Consider the following 19,618-nt stretch of genomic DNA (forward strand, 5'->3'; position numbering starts at 1 on the left):
AGTGTGACAACTCAGCGGCTGTCGCGGCTGGTAAGGAGGGCCCGTAGATTGCCTGAATCAGAAGCGGGCCCATGCACCTGAGCGACTTAGCCCATCCCAATGAGCTGCATGGCCTCTCCGTGGCAGAGCTCCAGGACGTTGCTAAACAAATCAGGCAACGCCATCTCGAGGTTGTTTCCAACAGTGGCGGGCATCTTGGGCCCGGACTGGGTGTTGTTGAGCTGACTCTTGCTCTTTATCAAACCCTTGACCTGGATAAGGACCGGGTGGTGTGGGATGTGGGCCATCAGGCATACCCGCATAAGTTGATTACAGGTCGCTATGCGGCGTTTGATTCCCTCCGTCAGCAAGGGGGTGTGGCTGGATACCTCAAGCGATGTGAAAGCGAGTTCGATCATTTCGGTGCCGGGCACGCCAGCACATCCATTTCTGCTGCTCTCGGAATGGCAATGGCCCGCGACCGGCAAGGTCTGGACCATAAGTGCGTTGCTGTGATCGGTGATGGTGCTTTGACAGGCGGTATGGCCCTCGAAGCCATCAACCATGCCGGCCACATGCCTCACACACCCTTCCTGGTGGTGCTGAACGACAACGACATGTCGATCTCTCCCCCTGTCGGGGCGTTGTCAAGCCACCTCAACCGGATGCGACTGAGTCCTCCGATGCAGTTCCTATCTGGAAGTGTTGAGGAAAGCATGCGCCATCTTCCATTCATGGGCGGCGATTTGCCTCCAGAACTGAATCGGTTGAAGGAAAGCATGCGCCGATTGGCGGTGCCCAAGGTCGGCGCCGTGTTCGAGGAACTGGGTTTCACCTACATGGGGCCGATTGATGGCCATGACATGGCCGAAATGATCCGCACCTTCCAGGCCGCCCATCGCATCGGTGGCCCCGTTCTCGTTCACGTCATCACAACGAAAGGAAAGGGCTATCCCTACGCGGAAGCTGACCAAGTTGGCTATCACGCGCAGTCGGCCTTCGATCTTGGAACTGGGAAGGCTCGTCCAAGCAAAACCCCCAAACCCCCTAGTTACAGCAAGGTGTTTGGGCAAACACTCGTGAAAATCTGCGAACAGAATTCAAAGGTGGTTGGCATCACTGCAGCGATGGCAACTGGAACAGGGTTAGATCTGCTTCAAAAAGCAGTTCCGGATCAGTACGTCGATGTTGGAATCGCAGAACAGCATGCTGTCACGCTTGCTGCAGGCATGGCCTGCGATGGACTACGCCCGGTCGTCGCTATTTACAGCACGTTTCTACAGAGAGCGTTCGATCAGATGATCCACGATGTGGGTATTCAGAATCTGCCGGTCACATTCGTGCTCGATCGGGCGGGAATTGTCGGTGCCGACGGCCCGACGCATCAGGGTCAGTACGACATCAGCTATCTGCGGGCGATTCCGAACTTCACAGTGATGGCCCCGAAAGATGAAGCCGAATTGCAGAGGATGCTGGTCAGCAGCCTCCAGCATTCAGGTCCTTGTGCCATCAGAATCCCGCGCGGACCTGGTGAAGGAGTTCCGCTGATGGAGGAGGGCTGGGAGCCCCTACCCATCGGTCGTGGTGAACTTCTGCGTGAAGGTGACGATCTTCTGATTGTGGCGTACGGAGCCATGAACTCAAAAGCGATGGCGACCGCTGAACTGCTCGCTGCACAAGGAGTGGAGAGCACGGTGGTGAATGCAAGATTCCTTAGACCTCTGGACGATGAGCTGTTCCATCCCCTGGCACGTCGGATCGGCAAGGTTGTCACGATTGAGGAGGGCACCTTGTCAGGTGGATTCGGTTCTGCTGTCACCGAGTCGCTCAGTGATGCAGACATCAAGCCATCAATCCTGCGGTTGGGCATCCCAGACGTTCTTGTTGATCATGCAACACCCCAGCAGAGTTTCGAACAGCTGGGTCTAACGCCCGTGCAGATGGCAGAGAAGATCAAGACGTTTGTGCAGCGTCCGAATGGGACACCTCTCAGTCCGTTCATCCAGCAGCCGAGTGTGACCGCCGTTGAGAGCTGAGGACTCAGGAGGGACCCCCCCTCCTGAGCTCACCCATGGATCAGAAAACGCCGCGGGTTGACAGACCGAGGATCGCCCCCATTCCAAGCAAGTGGCCGAAACTGGTGCAACCGAGCATGGCGCCATGACTCATGCCACCAAAGAAGGCTCCGCTCGGCATTTTTGCGCCTTCGTTGGGGTACTTGATCGTGGCCTTGCCGATCGCGATCGCAATCACATTGCAGATGATCATCACCAGAGCAACTTTGGGTGTCCAGGTCACGGATGCAGGGGTGATGGCCAGAAGGGACAGGAACATGCGGTAAACAGGCGACGCCTTATCTTCAGCGTTTACACAGCCCTAGCCCAGCTCTCGTAAGAGATATTCATCGCTTTGGCATGTCAACTCGCAGAAGACCAGCAACGATCAGAGCGTTGCTGAAAGTGAGAAAGGCTTCAGCACCCCCATGAAGAGGATCGATGGCAACGAGTTCGGAATCGAAGCGAACCAGAGCCACAACCGCGGCAACGATGGTGACGCCAACAAACAGCAGAGTGAGTTGAAAGCCAACGCGCGCGAGCCGGTTGAACCAGCCGTTGCTTCCGAGTTTGTACAGGAAGAAGAGATACGGGAAAAGCGAAAGCGCAAAGACGGGTGCCGGATCAAAGTCGCCCATCACTGCTCATCCTGAGTTGGTGTTGCAGGAACCGATGCGGCATGACCATATGCAGCTGCCAAGGCAAGACAACAGTTGCCGATCAGGGTTGTGAATGCCTGAAGCGTGACCAACCACCGCAATGATTCGCTGTTGTCGTAGAGGTGCCAGGTGCATGCTGCCATCGCACTGATCAATGCCGGAACCATGGCAAGGCTGAAGACGCTCATGCCTGCGAACTGCAGACCAGGAGAGCGGCGTTGGATCAGAACAATGGCGGCTAGCCACTCAACAACAGATGCCCAGTGAATCCACCAGGTTCCGAGTGACAGTTCGTGCATGACAACTGATCGATCCCTCTACCGTAATGGCACTCCCATTCGATAATGGATAGAAGCGAAGGGATGACATGGCGTACTCAAGCAACGACGGCCGTCCCAGGATCCTGATTTGCGGGTACTACGGAGAGCACAACCTGGGAGACGATGCGCTGCTTTCAGTTCTCCTGAATCAGCTGGACGATGGATGGAGTCCAGTGATCACAGCAAGAGACCGACAAGCAGTGGAGTCAATAGCTCCAGGACTTGAGACTGTTAACAGGCGATCTTTGGCATCGGTGCTGAAGGCAGTGAGGCACGTTGATGCGCTGATTTTGGGTGGAGGAAGCCTGCTTCAAGATTCAACGAGTACACGCAGTTTGATCTATTACATCCTGCTCATCTGGTGTGCAAAGAGTCTCCAGAAGCCAGTCTTGCTGTGGGGGCAAGGTTTAGGGCCGTTGAAACGAAGCATCAACAGATTGCTGGTTCGAACGTCATTAAAAACGATTAGCTCTGTTACATGGAGAGACCCATCTTCAATGAATCAGGCAAAGGAATGGATGCTGGACGTACCCATGAACATTGGGCCAGACCCCGTTTGGGGTCATTCAGCACCGCCCTGGACATCCGGACAGTCGTTGATCTTGTGTTGGAGGCCGACTCCACTTTTAGGCAGAAGCGGCTGGAATCAGCTTGTGAGCTCTTTGTCGCGATTCAGTGAGATTCATGATTTAAATGTTATTTGGCTAGCGTTTCATGAACATCAAGATGCCAGTTTATTTCAATCTCTGGTTAACGAGCAAATCGTCCCTCAGTCACTGGAACAAAGGTCGACTACTCTTGTTGCAGAGTCGATTTCTCAAGTCCAAAAACTGTTTAGCGAATCGAGTATGATCATCGCAATGAGGCTTCATGCTCTAATTTTGGCAGCAGTCGGTGGTGTTCCTGCGAGTGCACTGAGTTATGACCCAAAAGTTGCAGCAGCAGCCGAACTTGCTGGAATTCCCTATTCTGAACTCAACAATCAATTGTCAGAGCAACATTTAATTGCACAATGGAATGAGGCAATGAAAAAACCACTTGCGGAGGATGAAATTTGTGCATTAGCTCGTGACGCAAAAATTCACAGTGATGTACTGAATAAAAACCTGCGACAACTGATTAGAAGATAGTTTTAGGTGAAGTAATTAGAGGTCGAGCTAACGAAACTGTGGTTTTTTGTGAACATCGAAACTTGTTTGTAGAATTTGGCCAATCGTCAAACCGACAGGTATTTTGCCACCAAACGATGTGCCGAGAATATGACGGTAAAGCTTTGAATCGACAAGTCGGTAGGTCGCATTTTGCAAAGGAATATAATTCGCTTGAGTGACAAGCTGCTCGACGTTACGCAGATAATAAGTGATGAAATTACGAAGCGATGTGTTATTGCGTAAAGAACGATCATTGACATAAAGAAAAAGTGGACGCGAAAGAGGTTGGTAGATCTCTTTTTGCACGGCCGCTACTGAGGGAAGAATGGCATTTCCCTTACTATTGACAATCCGAATAGCTTTGAGTTTTGATCGATTGTTGAGGAAGTAGGAGAAACCAAAATAGCCAAGGGCATTAGAATTATTTGCAACACAACTGACAATCACATTGTCATCTTCACTAGACTTGTAATCGCTTCTAGAATTAGTCTTGGACTTATTGATAGCTTTGTTAAAGATATCAAATGTGCCTGAGTCCTTACCTGGCCCACAGAGCTTAATTTGCTTATCGGGAAAATCAAGATTGACTTGATTCCAGTTTTTGACCTTGCCCTGTGAAGCTTTGGACCATAAGCGTGAAAGCTCGGATGGCGTTAAAGAATTAAGCCAGCGATTCGATTGGTTAGCGACAACAGTGATGGCATCAAAAGCTATGGGTAGTTCAATAAAGTTGACGCCCTTCTGCTGGCAGGCGATGATTTCTTTTGAACTAATGGGTCTTGATGCATTCGTAAGAGGAATTTTATTGTTACAAAAATCCCTAAAACCTGCAGACGAACCAGTTGATCGCAGGGAGATTGAAACGTTTTTGCCTTGACCTGTTTCGTTAAATTTTTTAATTGCTAGGGATGTAATCGGATAAACAGTACTAGAACCGGCGATTGAGAGTCCTGCCGCTGAAGCTGATGGAATAAAGGTTGAAGCAAGTGCAAAAGAAGCGAGGAAAAAAGAACGTCTTAATTCCATTGTGTAAGGATCAACACCATCATTGTGGACACAGAAAGCCTATGTTGGGTTAACAAATTATTAGGGACCGAATTTTCGACTGCGACCCGAAAGATCTTGAAACCATCCTCGCTTCCATAAAAAATAAGCTTGAAAGAGCGCGATTAAGGTCATTAATATTAATGAATACAAGTATCCGTATTTCCATTTCAATTCGGGCATGTTCTCAAAGTTCATGCCATAAATGCCCGCAATGAAGGTCAATGGCGCAAAAATAGTACTCACAATAGTAAGTGTTTTGATAATCTGATTCATGACATTGCCAGTACTCGCCATGTAAGCATCGTTAATGCTATTAAGCTGAAGACGAATACTATCTCCTATTTCCAGCAAAGTATTGACGTGGTCGGCCATATCATGAAGACCTTCTCTGGCTACCGGCCCAAGCAAACGTTGACTTTGCCTGAGAAGAATAATCAACTCATTGCGTAATGGCCACAGCTGTCGACGAGCAACACGATGATTAAACCTGACTTGATATGCTCGATTAAGAATTGAAGGTTTTGGTTTCAATAAGGCTCGTTCCTCCAAATCGTCTAGAAATACGCTCATTGATTCAAGCATAGGCAAATGACTATCAAGAATATCGTCAACAACAAAATGAAAGAGATTATCTAAATCGATTGCCTTTACGTTATTCGTCTTATTATTGAGCCACGCTTCGAGGTCATTAAAGGTGCGCTGTGGGTTCTCTTGAATTGTGATCAGCATGCGATTGGTTAGAACTAAATTGTATTGAGTACTGATTAGATGTGTTGGATCAGTAGCTAGAGAGAATTCATGAAGCACCGCTAAGACTGAATTATTTGTTGAGGTGATTCTTGATTTTTGTGGAAAGGTAAGAATGATATCAATTACACTGGGCTCTAGAGACAGTAACGATAAGTACTGACGCAGCAAGTCAATATTGGCAAGACCACGAAATTGAAGCCACATCAGTGCTTGAGAGGGTATCAGTGACTCAAACTCTTCATAGTTATGAACCTGAAAAGTAGACACTACCTCATCATTAAACTGTAGAACTTTGCAAGAAAAGGGTGCCTTACCTCCATGCAAAAATAAATGAGCGGGCAGATCTCCTGGGCGTTCTAGTAAAGGTAAAGGTTCGGGAATGCTATCAGGGGCTAATCGATCACCAGGTTTAAACAGGGATTGATCTGATCTTGAATCAGTCATGTCTACGTTCGATCAATATCATTATGATGTAATCGATTGCACTTGATTGATTTCACGGATTGCTTTAAGGATGTTGAGCGTGTTCCATAGGCGTCACTTCCGCTCGAATGGCATATTTTCTGAGGGATTCCTTTAATTGCATGGCGATTGCATAATCAATGCTATCAATGGTGTGTGATTGACCATCTAGCAAAGAGAGGAACTCACCTGGTGCTTTATTGAGTAAACGTGCAAAACATTGTTGTATTTCATAGGCATGAAAAAGCTGATTGTGGATCGAAAAGGTAATGGACCAGCGTGGAGACACAATCGTTTTGCTATCAATTCTTTGAACTCCAGCAAGATCAGCAACAATGAACAACTCATCTCCAGGTTCAATGATCGTGAAGCGTGCAGGGAAAATTTTCAAGCCCGATTGACTTGAGGTGCGACGTCCAATCACGGTGATTCCGTAACCCTCCTCAAGTCGGGATACCGACAATCCATGAAGAGTATCAGATTGTTCAATAGAGTATTTAACAACTAGTAAGTTGCGGCCCTGAAATCGAATCACCTGTTCGACGGTCTCGCCAAATGCTGTAGCAATAATTGCATCAGCTGCAATATCTGTTGTTGATATCAATGAGATACCACCTAGTAGACTACTCATCGATTGAGATGAAGACAAATGCTTGGTAACAATGGATAAATTTAGCTGGGGATTAATTGTTTGCAGTTCTAATGCTATGCGTAGATTGCTGATTAGATCTTTACAGAGCAGTGCAGCTCCAATGAGTTTGCCTTTTCTGACAAGCTTGATGGCTCTCGCCATTGTCAAACCAGTTTCTGCCTGTGTATCAACATGAAGAACACCGATGCCCTGTGATTGCAACAACCTAGCAACAAGCTGATTGAGCTCCATCCCATCAACAAGGAGGACAGAGTCAACACCGCGTCTGGGACGATCACGTCGACGTAATCCCAAGCGACGACTCAATATTTGATCGAGTATTAGTGCCACAAAAAGCGACGTTAATATAGTGCCAATAATGGCATAAATAAGTGTAATAAGTAAAACAAATAATGGAAATTGCATTACGGACTGATCGCTTTCTTCGATGAGTACATTGACGGGATCGACAAACTCACCTTTTAAAAGCGCAACAGTTACAAAAACCCCGGTTTGTAAGTTTACCTTATCAAAGCTAAAAGTAAGCGTGCCAATTAAAAGCAAGGAGAGCAATATTATTACAAGATAGTCATAGAGTTGCAGGTTCTTGAGTCGATTGAAGAGACTATCCTTGAACTCGTTCAATTTCTTGCGTATTCGACTGATAATTGCTTTGAACTCCTTCTTCTTGCGTGAGCGCTTAAATCGATAAGATGTTAATGATGATTCAGAAAGGATGATGCGCTTTTGATTAGAGTAGAGATTTGGTTGCAGGCACAATTCGCGTTGATGACGTGAAGAGTAGTCGAATAGGTCTGAATTTGTTGATATGAATCGATAACTTTGCCCTTCCATTTGGAAATAAAGATCATTCTCTCCGCTCGCAAGAGATTGTGCTGTTGCTCCTGCTGTCAGCAAATGAGGATCGATGATGACTAAATTAGGAATTTTGCTTTCAATTAAATGGTTGATATCACCTTGTTGCTTTGTCGAGCGAACAACAATCGCTGCCTCAGGATTTAGAACCCGCGCTTGTAGTGCTGCTTCAAGATTATTTGTAGGATTAGAACTCAAAAATAAAATGCTTCTAGCGTTAGCGATTTCTGCCTGAACAAGTATCGATGGTTCTCTCATGTCGCCGAGCACCAAGGAAGAGCCGAATATATCTTTCAGCGATTGTGATAGCCATTTTGGCTCATTCTCATTGATACATTTAATCTTGGCTTCCGTCTCTAATAAGCGCTCAATACAGGTCTGAGCCAGTGTGCCAATGCCACAGATCAGCACCAGCGAGTTGTTCATTGGGCCAAAAGACTCTTTACTAACTTAGCTTGTGCGTAAGCCTGTGGCGACATCAAAATAAAAAACTTTCGATTGATCCCATTGCACGAAGACACGTTCAGGACAAATGAATGATGGATCTACGACCATTCTTAACTCTCCTTCTGCTGATTCAAGATAGAGAAGCTGAGTGTTACCGAGCCATTCGCGCGCAATCAGACGACAAGGTAGGCCTGAATCGCTAATTTTGAGATGCTCTGGACGAATGGCCAGAATCTGATTCTTGCGTGGCTTTAAACAATTGATCTGAGGACGACCCAAAAACTGAGCGACAAAAAGTGAACACGGATTTTGGTATAAATTAATCGGCGTATCCAGCTGTTGAATGAGCCCTTGATTGAGGATCGCAATCTTATTCGCCATAGCCAGCGCCTCACTTTGATCGTGCGTGACATAGACGGTTGGTTTTTCCTGATTTAAAATGAGCCTCCGCAGCTCAGGTCTGATCTGCTCTCTTAATTGAGCATCTAAATTACTCATTGGCTCATCAAGTAAATAGACCTTTGCGTCTCTAAGTAATGCACGAGCTAAAGCCACCCTTTGCCTTTGGCCACCAGATAAGGCTGCAGGTTGATGGTTGGCACGATCGGCTAACTGCACAACATCAAGAATATGCTGTATCCTTCTACTTCTTTGTTCCAAGCGCACACCGCGAATACGCAGACCTAGTTCAAGGTTTTCGTAGATTGTTAAATGCGGAAGAAGGGCATAACTCTGAAACACCATACCCACTGCTCGTTCAGATGGCTTGGATAAAGTGACATCACGATTTTCAATCTTAATTCTGCCATGTTGACACTCATCTAAACCTGCTATTAATCGAAGAGTCGAGCTCTTTCCACAACCACTTGGCCCCACAAGAACAAGGCATTCGTCCTGTTCTACTGAGAAGGTTAAATCACGAACAATCCAGTTCGTATTGATTTGTCGTCCTACGGAATTAAGTTCGAGTGTCATCCTTTAACGGCTCCACTGGTGAGACCAGAAACAATTGGCTTTTGAAAAACTATCACTAGGACTATGAGTGGAATAGCACCCAAAACAGTAGCAGCAGCATATGCACCATACGGTACTGAATGAACGGATGAACCGGCAATACGTGCCATTGCTACAGGCAACGTTAGTTTCGATTGATCACTGATCCATGTTAAAGCAATTGGGTATTCATTCCATGAGAACAGGAATATTAAGATTGCAGTGCTGGCTATTGCTGGGGCCAATAACGGTATGTAGATCCAGCGAAATCGATTCCATAACGATAGTCCCTCAACCCGAGCTGCGTCATCCAATTCAGATGGGATTGATGAAAACGCACTTCCTAACAATAAAATAGCAAGTGGTTGAGACAAGGCTGTATAAGGCAGAGCCAATGCAAATAGATTGTTTCCGAGTGATAGAGACCTGGCAATTTCGAGCAAGGCTAAGAATAATAGAACATATGGAAATAATGCACAACCAACAAGGATAATTCGAATTATATTTGACTTTGCAGTCGATAATTTACTTAACGAATATGCCGCAGGAAGGGCTATCAATAACGTGAAAAGTGTTGAGAGTGCTCCAACAAAAAAACTATTCAATAAGTATAGAAAAAAGGGGGGATTTGATGAGATGACACTTCGGTAGTGCTCCAGCGTCCATCGATCTGCTAGTTGAGCCAATGGTGTGACCAAAGCTTGATCAGTTGAAAACGAAGTGTATAGCTGCCAAAGCAGTGGTGCCGATGACCATAAAACAAGAATGAGAATCGGTAATGTCCTTGATTTCATTCTGTCACCGTCATTGCGCGTTGTTGGTTCAATAAAAGGATTAACCACCAACTGAATCCAACGATTGTACTTAATAGGATAAAGCTAGCGATCATGATTGTTGCGCTATAGCCAAAATCTAGAAATCGAAGAGCATTCCAGTAGGCATACAAAGCAATACTCTCAGTGCTACTTGCAGGACCTCCGCCAGTCATCACTTGAACGAGGTCAAAAACTCCAAATGCCTGAGCAAGCCTAAACATCGCCGCTAACCCTAAGTAGGGTTTCAAAAGTGGCAATGTGATTCTGCGGAAACAAGTCCAAGACGATCCGCCTTCAAGAGTACAGGCTTCATAAAGATCACCAGGAATACTTTGTAACCCAGCGAGCACAATCAGGGCTACAAATGGCGTTGTCTTCCAGACGTCCGCATAAACTAATCCAATCCAAGCGATGGATGGATTACCAAGAATGTTTAGAGACACGCCTGTCAACGTGGATGTGATTTGATCAAATGGTCCATAGGGCGTATTGAAGATCCAACGCCAGCCGAGGGCCATCACAGTTGTGGGTAAGGCCCAAGGAATTAATGATATAGAGCGAATCACACCTCTCTTCCTCATTGGTTGGTTGAGTAGCAAAGCTACGACGACTCCTAGTACAAGCTCTATTCCGACTGATGCAATCGCAAACCGCATGGTTTGAATCAAATCCTGCCAATATCGTTGATCGTTCATTAAACGAATCCAATTTGCCCCGCCGTTGGCTATCGGTTGTAAGCCTGTTAGAACGGAATCAGCATGAAAACTCAACCATGCATAGCGCATCAATGGCAAACCAAACACACTGATGAGCATCAGCATCGAAGGGATCAACAAATAGAAGACAATCATTGACTACCTCCACCTGCTGCACTCATGATTTGTTCAGAAGCAATCTGGGCATTGATCATGCTTGTCTCCGCATTAATCTCGTCTGTCAATGATGCACTCAAACTACGTTGTAGTACGTCACTCAACTGCGCATAAATCGGAGTTTCAGGGCGCATTTTTGCAACCGTTAATGCTTCATAGAGCTTGGCTATGTATGGGTATTCTTTCAAGAGTTCTTCGTTTTGATAAACGGATTTTCGGGTGGGTGTGTAACCGTACTCAGTAAAAAGCTTTGTCTGCGCTTCATTCGATGTTAGATACTTAAATGCTTTAATTGCTGCCTCTTTATGTTTTGATCCCTTGAGAAGGCTCAATCCCCAACTGCCCATTGTCGAAGCAGGTGAAACACCTGGTATCGACACCATCGTGGAAATTCCCACATGTCCACGCACTTGACTGTCCTCTTTTTGCAATTCTGCCCATGCATAGGGCCAATTGCGCATCAATGCACTGTCACCTGATTTGAAACTTTGTAGTGCTTCGGACTCTGCATAATTAGTGACAGCTCTAGGGCTAATTCCGTTGTTGATTAAATTTGTAAGCCATTGAGCTGCATTGATACCGGGTTGTTGATCCAGGCCAAATTCTTCTCCATTGGGATTAAACCACTGCCCTCCAAATCCATCGATCATTTCCAAATAGACGCAACTTAAGCCTTCGTATTGTCGACCCTGCCATACATATCCCCATGTAGCTTTGTTTTTGCGCTGAAGTTCTTGACTAATGGCAACCAATTCTGAAGGTGTTGATGGTGGTTTGTCCATTAAATCAGTTCGCCAAAATAGCAGTCCCATGTCTGCCACCAATGGCCATCGGTACAGGCTTCCATCATAGATATTTCCTAATTGAGCACCATTTGTTAAATCTTGAATTTCAGATTGATCAAAGCCTTTATCCAATGCTTCAAGCCACCCAGCTCGAGCATATTTTGGTAACCATGTAATATCCATTAGAATGGCGTCAAAAGGTGTATCCCCCAATAACAAACTGCTAATTGCTAAGTCGGATATTGCCTCAGTTTCGAGCGGACCACGTATAACATCGAGATGGATTGAGTTTGCATATTTTGCATTGAACTCCTCCACCAGCTTGACCGTTGAGTCCGCGAATGGTGCAGGCATTAATATTGATATGGACTCAATGTCACGTGCAATGATGCTGGGTATAAAGATTAAGAGTGTGCATATTGCGAGAGCGACTGATATGCACAATGATAACTTTTTGCGCCAACTTATTAGCATGTTTAAATCATGGTTTCTAGGGATTGCAATTGTTCATTGGCCCAATCTTCAACTGTAAATTCTTCCACAGCTGAGGCCATTTTGCTGATTCTTTCTATTTGCTCATCTTGAGGTAATGCTAATGCTGATTCGATGGCTTGATCCATCTGTTTGTGCGAGTAAGGGTTCGTAAGGATAGCGCCATCAAGCACGACGGATGCACCGGTGAATTCGGACAACACAAGTACTCCATCTCTTCCTTTTCGTGCCGCTACATATTCTTTAGCGACTAGATTCAGCCCATCTCTTAAGGGTGTAATCCAGCAAATATCTGACATTGAGAACCATGCAACCATTTCCTCGTAGGGGATTCGGTTGGTTGAAAAGCGAATCGGAACCCAATCGATGGAACTGAATCGTCCGTTGATTCGTCCAGCCGTTTCCTCAATGAGTCGCTGTGTCTCCTCATAGATTTTCATTCCCGATGCTGCGGCTACACAAGCCAACATCAAAACAACTTTCCCGTGCAGATCTAGACGCTTCTCTAGCAAGCGTTCGAATGCTAAGAGAAGCTCTTCGTTTCCTTTTGTATAGTCCACACGACTTGCAGACAAAATCAGTTTTCGCCCCTTTTTCGTGTCTGCATCGATCTGTCTTTTTAATTCAGAAACATCGTCCCTTGTTGACAAGGAATGAATAACATCCGGTGATGTCCCTACAGGTGAAGAAACTAGTTTTACTTTTCGACTCTTGTATTCAAGCCATGGTGTCTCTGACGGTTCAGTTAATGCTGAGCCAAATTTGAGAAACTTTGGTGCGACATCTGTTTTTGGACCTTTTTTGACTCCGAGTAGACAACTCGCAGCTCGTGCGAAATTCTCTGTGTACCTGGGTATGTGAAATCCTACGACATCACACGCAAGTAGGCTTTCAATAATTTGTTTTCTCCAAGGCAGAATTGCAAAGACATCATTTCCTGGGAATGGTGTGTGATGGAAGAATGCAATCTTTAAGTCAGGACGTTTCTCTCGAATAAAACCTGATACAAGCCATAAATTGTAATCGTGTATCCACACTGTGGCCCCTTTGGCTGCTTCAGAGCAGGCTGCATCAGCAAACCTTCGGTTGACTTCTTCAAAAATTGCCCAATTAGCATTGTTAACATCAAAATAAGTAGGAAACGTATGAAGTATTGGCCAAACCGATTCTTTTGATGTTACGTGGTAAAAGCTAGATACTTGACTTTGTTCGAGGGGAATGCGTCTGAGAATAAAAGTTGAAGGATTGCTCATTGCAATCCTTTCGTCTTCCTCGCCGCTTGCATCATCTACTTGACGCCATGCTATCCACGTACCATTTTCTTGGCTGCGAAATAAGTTTCTTAACGTGGGGATTATCCCGTTTGGGCTTTTTTGATCCCTCCAGGTTCGATTGCCCTGTTCATCGACAGATTCATCAAACGGAGTGCGATGATACAAGATAATGAAGTTACTGTTACCTCCGCTTATCGTCATGCCCTGCACCTATTCGAGTTATCCCTTTCTACCATTGAACAAAATCTCTGAATTGTCAAATCGTTATGTACTTTGTGTGGATTGCAACCCTCTCAGTGTATCCAAAACTTCCTGGGCGTGTCCTACAGGCCTGACTCCTGTCCAGCGCGCTTGTACGACACCCGTAGGATCAATCAAAAATGTGTGCCGCAGTGAGTAAGGTGCCATCCAAGACCCGTAGCTTCGGCTCACAATGCCATCATGATCAGAAAGTAACGTGAAATCTAACTCTTCACTACTACAGAATGATTCATGATCTTCAACTGAGTCGGCGCTGATAGCAGCTACATCGCAGTTGTTAAGCTTAAATTGCTCCAGGGAATCTTGAAATCCGTGTGCTTCAATCGTGCAACCTGATGTGAAGTCTCTGGGATAAAAATATAGAACCAGCCATCGACCTTTCCAGTCAATTAAAGACCAACGCGATTTGTCTGGACTCTGTAGGTTTGTGCCAGACAGTTCAAAGTTTGGTGCTGGTGTACCAATTTCAGGCGAAGGACCTCCCAGAGCCTGACCTTTCTTGGGAAACAAGCTGAGTGCAACGGCAGCCACGAATCCATTTTGAAGCAGTTGCCGCCGTTTCACCTTGACTCCCAGTCTCAAAGACGAGCCAGGTTGATGCCAAGGGATTTTGCATAAGCACCCAATCCTTTCTTCTGAATCGTTTTGAGAGCACGGGTTGTGATCCGTAGATTGACCCAGCGCTTGCCTTCTGCCCACCAAAGGCGACGCTGCTGAAGATTCGCTTGTTGCAGCTTTTTAGTACGAATATGGGAATGGCTGACAGCCATTCCGTTATTTGCTTTCGTACCTGTGAGCTGACACACCCTGGACATGATCCGGATCCTTGAGAGAAATGGCACCTGCCAAGCGACCATCCTAGCAAAAGGGCATCATGTTCTCTGCTCCAGGAGGTTGGACATCAGCATGGTGGCTCTGGCTTGAAAGCCGCCAAGCTCTGTTGGCTCTAATCCACCAACTGCGAGGCGCGCCAGATCGTACAGGTGTTGAGCCAGGTCCACCGCCAGCTTGTGGCTGGGAGATGAGGCTCCGTCAGCGATGACGACCGACCCCGATTCCAGACTCAGCAGAGACTCGACCAAGGGATGTTGTCGGTTGACCAGCAGGATGTGGTAGTCGGGCAGGCCAGGGAGCCTTTGTTCCATTAGTGCCCCGATGTCGTTCATTCGGCGCATTTGCTCTGGTAGTAGAATTAAGGCAGCAGGTGCTTCAGATCCGCCTTTCAAAGACTGAACCTGAACAGTCACTTTGTCGTTATTCAGTGCTTTTTTGATCAATGTTCTAAGGGTCTCACTTTTGGTTTCTCCTTCTTGATCGCTTAATTCTGGTTGATCATCCTGAAGACTGGAATCCAGTTCTGAGTCAACACGTTGAAATGTAAGTTCGGTTTCTTTCGATTCGAGCCAGGGTATGAATTGACTGTCTAATACCGTTTCAGCGAAGATGACTTCTGCACCTTGTCCTTTCCACAGTGAAAGTGCACCAGCTTGTGCAATCTCATCTGTGCAGTAGAGAACACGTTTTTGGTCGTCTCCTGTTTGTCGCTCTCTGTAGGCTGAAATCGTTGTGTATGTTCGCTCGCTGCCAGTCATCAGGTTGGCAGCTGTATCTTTGTCTGCTGTTGTCTGGAAAAGAATCAATTCGGATACCTGCTCAGCAAATTTCTCGTCTTCCATCGCACCGATTTTGACAAAAGGTGCAACCGAATCCCATACCTCTGCGTAGTAATCGGGATTGTCTTTCTTGAGGTCTCGGAGTTTATCGGCTACTTTTTTGGAGACGAACTGGCCAATGGATCGCACACGTCGATCTGTTTGCAGGGCGCTGCGGCTGACGTTTAGAGGGATATCAGGCGAGTCGAGGACTCCACGAAGGGGTAGGAGGTAGCGTGGAACGACTTCTTTAATTGAGTCACTGACAAAAACTTGATTGCAGTACAGTTTGATTTCTCCTTTTTCCCAGTCTGCCCGGCCTGTTTGCTTCGGGAAAAAGAGAATTCCTTGAAGGCTGTAAGGATAATCGGTGTTTAGATGAACCCACAGCAATGGATCCCCTTGAAATGGATAGAGATAACGATAGAGATCGATGTAATCCTGGTCTTCCAACTCTCTGGCGCTGCGTCGCCAAGGCGCATTCATTTTATTGATCGTTTCACCCTCTAATTGAACCGGTACTGCCATGAAGTCGCAGTAGGTGTTGATGAGGGTTTTGATCCTTGATGGCTCTAGGTATTCGAGCTCGTCCTCCATAAGATGCAGGACGATGTCTGTTCCTGGATGATTGCGCTCTCCTTCTGTTAGTGAATAATTCGGTGAACCATCACAGCTCCAGCAGACTGGAGCGCTGTCAGGGCGAGCCGAGAGCGTTTTTATCTCAACACGTTCGGCAACCATAAAGCTTGAATAAAAGCCCAGGCCAAAGTGACCGATGATTGCATCGCTGTCTTGTTTGTATTTTTCTAAAAAGTCCTCTGCGCTTGAAAATGCAACTTGATTGATGTATCGCTTTACTTCGTCGGCTGTCATGCCGATTCCGTTGTCGCTGATTGTGAGCGTCTTGTCTGTTCGATCTACCCTGATTTGAATGGTTCCTTCGTCTCCTTCCTGGCAGTCTCCAGCCATGGCTGCCATGCGTCTTTTGCTAATTGCATCAACACCATTGCTGACCAATTCTCTTAGGAAGACTTCATGGCCCGAATAAACTGCCTTTTTAATAATTGGAAATATATTTTCGGTGTGGATCTGAATCTGTCCGTTTTCTTCTAATACTGCCATTTCGAACTTTAAAAACTATATTTTATCGAGTCGTGAACTTAAGCCCAATGGCTTCCTAGGAGGGTTTTCCGTACCTAGGCGTGCTTAATGGGTGATGATCGCGTACAAGTGAACTATTTTGTATTTTGGAGGTCGGCTCTCTCCTCAGCCAAAATGGCTCCATCAACAGGGCACACCTGGAGGCAGATTCCGCAATCGATACAGGTATCAAAATCGATCCAGTAGAAGTCGGTTCCTTTCTTGTTTTTTCCCTTGCCCGGTTGGATACACGCGACTGGACACGCGTCAACGCAATCTGCTACTCCCTCGCAGATGTTAGTGACGATGGTGTGAGCCATGGATTTGTTTAGGCAGAGGTGATCCTAGTCGTCTACCCATAGCAGTGAGCTGCATCCTGACGGCTCCACGCGTTGGTCTGCATCAGCTTTGGACTGGCAGGGTTGATGGTCGATTTGGCAGTTCAGGCCTTTGCGATGGCATTCGGCTTGCACCTGTAGAGCTTGTTCCATGGATGTTCTTTGTGAATAGCAAAGCAGGATCCGTTCGGGTTTTGCTGATGTCATGGCGAAGGCGCCAGGCAGATCCCTCAGATCATCCACACAAAAACTAAACCCAAGTCCTGTGGCATCCCTTCCTTTTGCTCCCAGTCGTTGAACAACAGCGTCGTACCGACCTCCACGCGCGACAACCACGGGGGATGAAACGCCTCGACAAACCAATTGGAAAACAACGCCGTCGTACAACTCGTAGACCGGCTGAAACGTTGGATCCAGCTGCAGGCCGATTCCGGTTTCTTTGGCAAGGGGAGTGAGGTGATTGATAAGTCTTGATAGCTGATCCAGCACGTGAGCGTTCGGAAAAGCTTCCTGGAGTTTTGTGATTACTCCCTCAGGTGAACCTCGCCGATCAAGCCATTGCAGCAGATGAGCATGCTGGGGTTGATTGCTGATTCGTTCCTGCAGTTCGAGCCGATCCAGTCGCGTTAAACAGCTTCGGAAGGCTTGATGCTGCTGATGGTCAATGTTCTGTAGCAGCAATTGCATTAAGCCCGTGTGGCCGATCAGAAGTCGCGGAGGGTCACTCAGTGGCAGTCTCAGGGCTCTGAGCGATGCCATCAGCAGTGTCAGCAGCTCCAGTTCTGCCTCCACACCATTGGCTCCGAAGAGCTCCACGCCGCAATGCAAGTTTTCTTCAATGCAGAGGCCGCCCTCGTCGGCCTGCCGACTCTCAAAAACAGTGCCGTGACTCCACAGTCGCAGGGGGCGTTGCCGATCTTGGAATCGTGTACACGCGGCTCGGGCAATGGATGCCGTCAGTTCTGGCCTTAATCCCAAGGGTTCATCTGCGACCAGACGGACAATGTCCCGACTGTCGATGGCTCCACCCGCTTTGAGCGTGTCCATGCGCTCCACCCTTGGTGGAGAGACTTCTTCGTATCCCCAGAGTCTGAAAACCTCCGCGAGCGTTTCTCGCAATTCATGATTGCGGCGAACCTGCTGAGGGTTCAGATCCCTGACACCAGAGGCAGGCTGTAGGGCCATCACGCTTGATCGTTACCTGATCAGGATCCCACGTCCAGGTTCCCTCCATAGTGCGGAGCAGGGATCGGTGAGACCCTTCTGAGTTCCTGTTTCAAGGGCTCATGCAGCTGAGCGCCAGAGGCGAGAATTCTTCCAGATCCAAGTTCGAAGCCCTCTCCGCGGTAATCGTCAACCAATCCTCCTGCGAGTTGCACGAGTGCTGCACCTGCGGCCAGGTCCCAGGGCGCTAAACCCCGTTCCCAATATCCATCAAGCCGACCGGCTGCCACAAAGGCCAGGTCCACCGCTGCTGCTCCGCCTCTGCGCACCCCCCGAGTGCGGTGTGTCATCCACGCAAACTCGGCATAGTTATTGTCAAGCACTTCACGCCGGTCATAGGCAAATCCTGTGACGAGAAGACTTTCCTCGAGAGAGGTGCAGTCCGACACGCGTATTTTTTGATCATTAAGGAATGAGCCTTCACCGGGGCAGCACCAGTACAGCTCTTTAAGAAACGGCACGGAAATAGCACCCAGAACCGGTTGGTCACGCCAGACAAGGCCCACTGATGTTGCGAACAACGGGTAGCTGTGGGCAAAGTTCGTGGTTCCATCAAGTGGGTCCACGCACCAGCACAGATCGGCCACGTGGTCACTGGCGCCTGACTCCTCAGCCAGAATGGCGATTTCAGGTGTTTGACGCGACAAGACGCCCAGAACTTCAGCCTCAGCTGCGTGATCAGCCGTTGTCACCAGGTCGCCTGATCGTCCTTTTTCGCGTATCGACGTCAGCCTCCCGAAGTGATCCATCAACTTGAGGCCTCCTTGGCGGGCAGCCTGAACCGCCACAGCAGAAAGAGATTTCATCCGTTCATCGGATAAGCCAGCTTCGGCAGCAACAGCAGAGCAATCAAGACGTTCAGGCATTACTCCTCATCCAACGGAAGGCCACGGGTGACGACGCCCTTGCCGAAGTGTTGTCCGAACTGAAGCTCATACACCTCATCCTCATCTTGGGTTTCAGCTTCTAAAGGACCAACGGCACGCGCTACACACAGGAGTCCATAACCTTTGCCTCTTAGCTCCTGAGACAACCCCATCGCTTCTCGCTGGTCGAGTTCACCGTTCAGCACCCTCACCGCACATGAGGTGCAACAGCCGTTCCGACAGGAGAACGGCAGTGGATCTCCCTGGCGTTCAAAGCTTTGCAGGATGTACTCGCCTTCCTGCACGTCATGGCTGATGACACGATCCCGCTGACGCCAGTGGATGGTGATGCGGTGGCTTGCCATCAATGCGACTCCTCAGGGACTGCCCTGCTACATTCTCACTTGCCCCATCAGCCGCTGGAGAGGTGGCCGAGTGGTCGAAGGCGCAGCACTGGAAATGCTGTATAGGGGCAACTCTATCGAGGGTTCGAATCCCTCCCTCTCCGCTTCCATCCCGGCCCAAGGGCC

At 47.6% G+C, this 19,618-nt stretch carries 20 protein-coding genes and 1 tRNA gene; 3 read left to right on the top strand and 18 right to left on the bottom strand.

The features are described 5' to 3' along the window. Positions 1-71: 71 nt before the first annotated feature. Positions 72-2,015, top strand: a complete 1,944-nt coding sequence (gene dxs, locus SynPROS71_RS06735; RefSeq protein ID WP_186597659.1) for a 1-deoxy-D-xylulose-5-phosphate synthase — start codon at positions 72-74, stop codon at positions 2,013-2,015. A gap of 40 nt (positions 2,016-2,055) precedes the next feature. Here the strand turns inward: dxs and psaK are convergent, their stop codons facing one another. From psaK to SynPROS71_RS06750, 3 genes are all read right to left on the bottom strand, one after another. Next, entirely contained in the window at positions 2,056-2,313 is a 258-nt protein-coding gene (psaK, locus tag SynPROS71_RS06740; RefSeq protein WP_186597661.1) for a photosystem I reaction center subunit PsaK, read from the bottom strand. Positions 2,314-2,380: 67 nt separating this feature from the next. After that, complete coding sequence (locus SynPROS71_RS06745; protein WP_186597663.1) at positions 2,381-2,671, bottom strand: DUF3593 domain-containing protein; 291 nt, start codon at positions 2,669-2,671, stop codon at positions 2,381-2,383. Next, positions 2,671-2,991 carry a DUF2499 domain-containing protein gene (locus SynPROS71_RS06750; protein ID WP_186597665.1) on the bottom strand — a complete coding sequence of 107 codons (321 nt, stop codon included), beginning with the start codon at positions 2,989-2,991 and terminating at the stop codon, positions 2,671-2,673. Before SynPROS71_RS06750 ends, SynPROS71_RS06745 begins: the two co-directional genes overlap by 1 nt. Positions 2,992-3,059: 68 nt before the next feature. Between SynPROS71_RS06750 and csaB the strand changes: the two genes are divergently transcribed. Further along, positions 3,060-4,142 carry a polysaccharide pyruvyl transferase CsaB gene (csaB, locus tag SynPROS71_RS06755; protein WP_186597667.1) on the top strand — a complete coding sequence of 361 codons (1,083 nt, stop codon included), beginning with the start codon at positions 3,060-3,062 and terminating at the stop codon, positions 4,140-4,142. A gap of 27 nt (positions 4,143-4,169) precedes the next feature. On the opposite strand, the gene SynPROS71_RS06760 is transcribed toward csaB, so the two are convergent. The 15 genes from SynPROS71_RS06760 to SynPROS71_RS06830 form a co-directional block, all read right to left on the bottom strand. Beyond that, on the bottom strand, positions 4,170-5,189 hold the full coding sequence (locus SynPROS71_RS06760) for a PstS family phosphate ABC transporter substrate-binding protein (RefSeq protein ID WP_186597668.1): 1,020 nt from the start codon (positions 5,187-5,189) through the stop codon (positions 4,170-4,172). Positions 5,190-5,249: 60 nt separating this feature from the next. Further along, entirely contained in the window at positions 5,250-6,404 is a 1,155-nt protein-coding gene (corA, locus tag SynPROS71_RS06765) for a magnesium/cobalt transporter CorA (protein WP_186597670.1), read from the bottom strand. Positions 6,405-6,468: 64 nt separating this feature from the next. Further along, positions 6,469-8,355, bottom strand: a complete 1,887-nt coding sequence (locus SynPROS71_RS06770; RefSeq protein ID WP_186597672.1) for an NAD-binding protein — start codon at positions 8,353-8,355, stop codon at positions 6,469-6,471. Between the two features lie 24 nt (positions 8,356-8,379). Continuing rightward, positions 8,380-9,351, bottom strand: a complete 972-nt coding sequence (locus tag SynPROS71_RS06775) for an ABC transporter ATP-binding protein (RefSeq protein ID WP_186597674.1) — start codon at positions 9,349-9,351, stop codon at positions 8,380-8,382. Then, on the bottom strand, positions 9,348-10,163 hold the full coding sequence (locus SynPROS71_RS06780; protein WP_186597929.1) for a carbohydrate ABC transporter permease: 816 nt from the start codon (positions 10,161-10,163) through the stop codon (positions 9,348-9,350). The genes SynPROS71_RS06775 and SynPROS71_RS06780 overlap by 4 nt, the downstream gene beginning before the upstream one ends. After that, the gene (locus SynPROS71_RS06785; RefSeq protein WP_370586862.1) at positions 10,160-11,005 is read right to left on the bottom strand and encodes a carbohydrate ABC transporter permease; all 846 of its coding nucleotides are present in this window, start codon (positions 11,003-11,005) and stop codon (positions 10,160-10,162) included. The genes SynPROS71_RS06780 and SynPROS71_RS06785 overlap by 4 nt, the downstream gene beginning before the upstream one ends. A gap of 26 nt (positions 11,006-11,031) precedes the next feature. Further along, positions 11,032-12,315: an ABC transporter substrate-binding protein gene (locus tag SynPROS71_RS06790; protein WP_186597678.1), complete on the bottom strand. Its 1,284-nt coding sequence runs from the start codon at positions 12,313-12,315 to the stop codon at positions 11,032-11,034. Positions 12,316-12,317: 2 nt separating this feature from the next. After that, entirely contained in the window at positions 12,318-13,808 is a 1,491-nt protein-coding gene (ggpS, locus tag SynPROS71_RS06795; RefSeq protein WP_186597679.1) for a glucosylglycerol-phosphate synthase, read from the bottom strand. Positions 13,809-13,871: 63 nt separating this feature from the next. Continuing rightward, entirely contained in the window at positions 13,872-14,432 is a 561-nt protein-coding gene (locus tag SynPROS71_RS06800) for a peroxiredoxin (protein ID WP_186597681.1), read from the bottom strand. Positions 14,433-14,446: 14 nt separating this feature from the next. Then, positions 14,447-14,683 (bottom strand): 50S ribosomal protein L28, encoded by a 237-nt coding sequence (gene rpmB / locus SynPROS71_RS06805; RefSeq protein ID WP_186597930.1) that lies wholly within the window; start codon positions 14,681-14,683, stop codon positions 14,447-14,449. 57 nt (positions 14,684-14,740) lie between these two features. Then, on the bottom strand, positions 14,741-16,642 hold the full coding sequence (htpG, locus tag SynPROS71_RS06810) for a molecular chaperone HtpG (RefSeq protein WP_186597683.1): 1,902 nt from the start codon (positions 16,640-16,642) through the stop codon (positions 14,741-14,743). Between the two features lie 113 nt (positions 16,643-16,755). Next, the gene (locus SynPROS71_RS06815; protein ID WP_186597685.1) at positions 16,756-16,980 is read right to left on the bottom strand and encodes a ferredoxin family protein; all 225 of its coding nucleotides are present in this window, start codon (positions 16,978-16,980) and stop codon (positions 16,756-16,758) included. A 24-nt stretch (positions 16,981-17,004) separates the two neighbouring features. Next, positions 17,005-18,183 (bottom strand): ATP phosphoribosyltransferase regulatory subunit, encoded by a 1,179-nt coding sequence (locus SynPROS71_RS06820; RefSeq protein ID WP_186597687.1) that lies wholly within the window; start codon positions 18,181-18,183, stop codon positions 17,005-17,007. A 20-nt stretch (positions 18,184-18,203) separates the two neighbouring features. Beyond that, positions 18,204-19,088: an inositol monophosphatase family protein gene (locus SynPROS71_RS06825; RefSeq protein WP_186597689.1), complete on the bottom strand. Its 885-nt coding sequence runs from the start codon at positions 19,086-19,088 to the stop codon at positions 18,204-18,206. Continuing rightward, on the bottom strand, positions 19,088-19,453 hold the full coding sequence (locus SynPROS71_RS06830; RefSeq protein WP_370586863.1) for a 2Fe-2S iron-sulfur cluster-binding protein: 366 nt from the start codon (positions 19,451-19,453) through the stop codon (positions 19,088-19,090). The genes SynPROS71_RS06825 and SynPROS71_RS06830 overlap by 1 nt, the downstream gene beginning before the upstream one ends. Positions 19,454-19,509: 56 nt before the next feature. Between SynPROS71_RS06830 and SynPROS71_RS06835 the strand changes: the two genes are divergently transcribed. Beyond that, a tRNA-Ser gene (locus SynPROS71_RS06835) sits at positions 19,510-19,596 on the top strand. The last annotated feature ends 22 nt before the right edge of the window (positions 19,597-19,618 follow it).

It is taken from the genome of Synechococcus sp. PROS-7-1 (assembly GCF_014279795.1).
In the GTDB taxonomy this organism is placed as follows: domain Bacteria; phylum Cyanobacteriota; class Cyanobacteriia; order PCC-6307; family Cyanobiaceae; genus Synechococcus_C.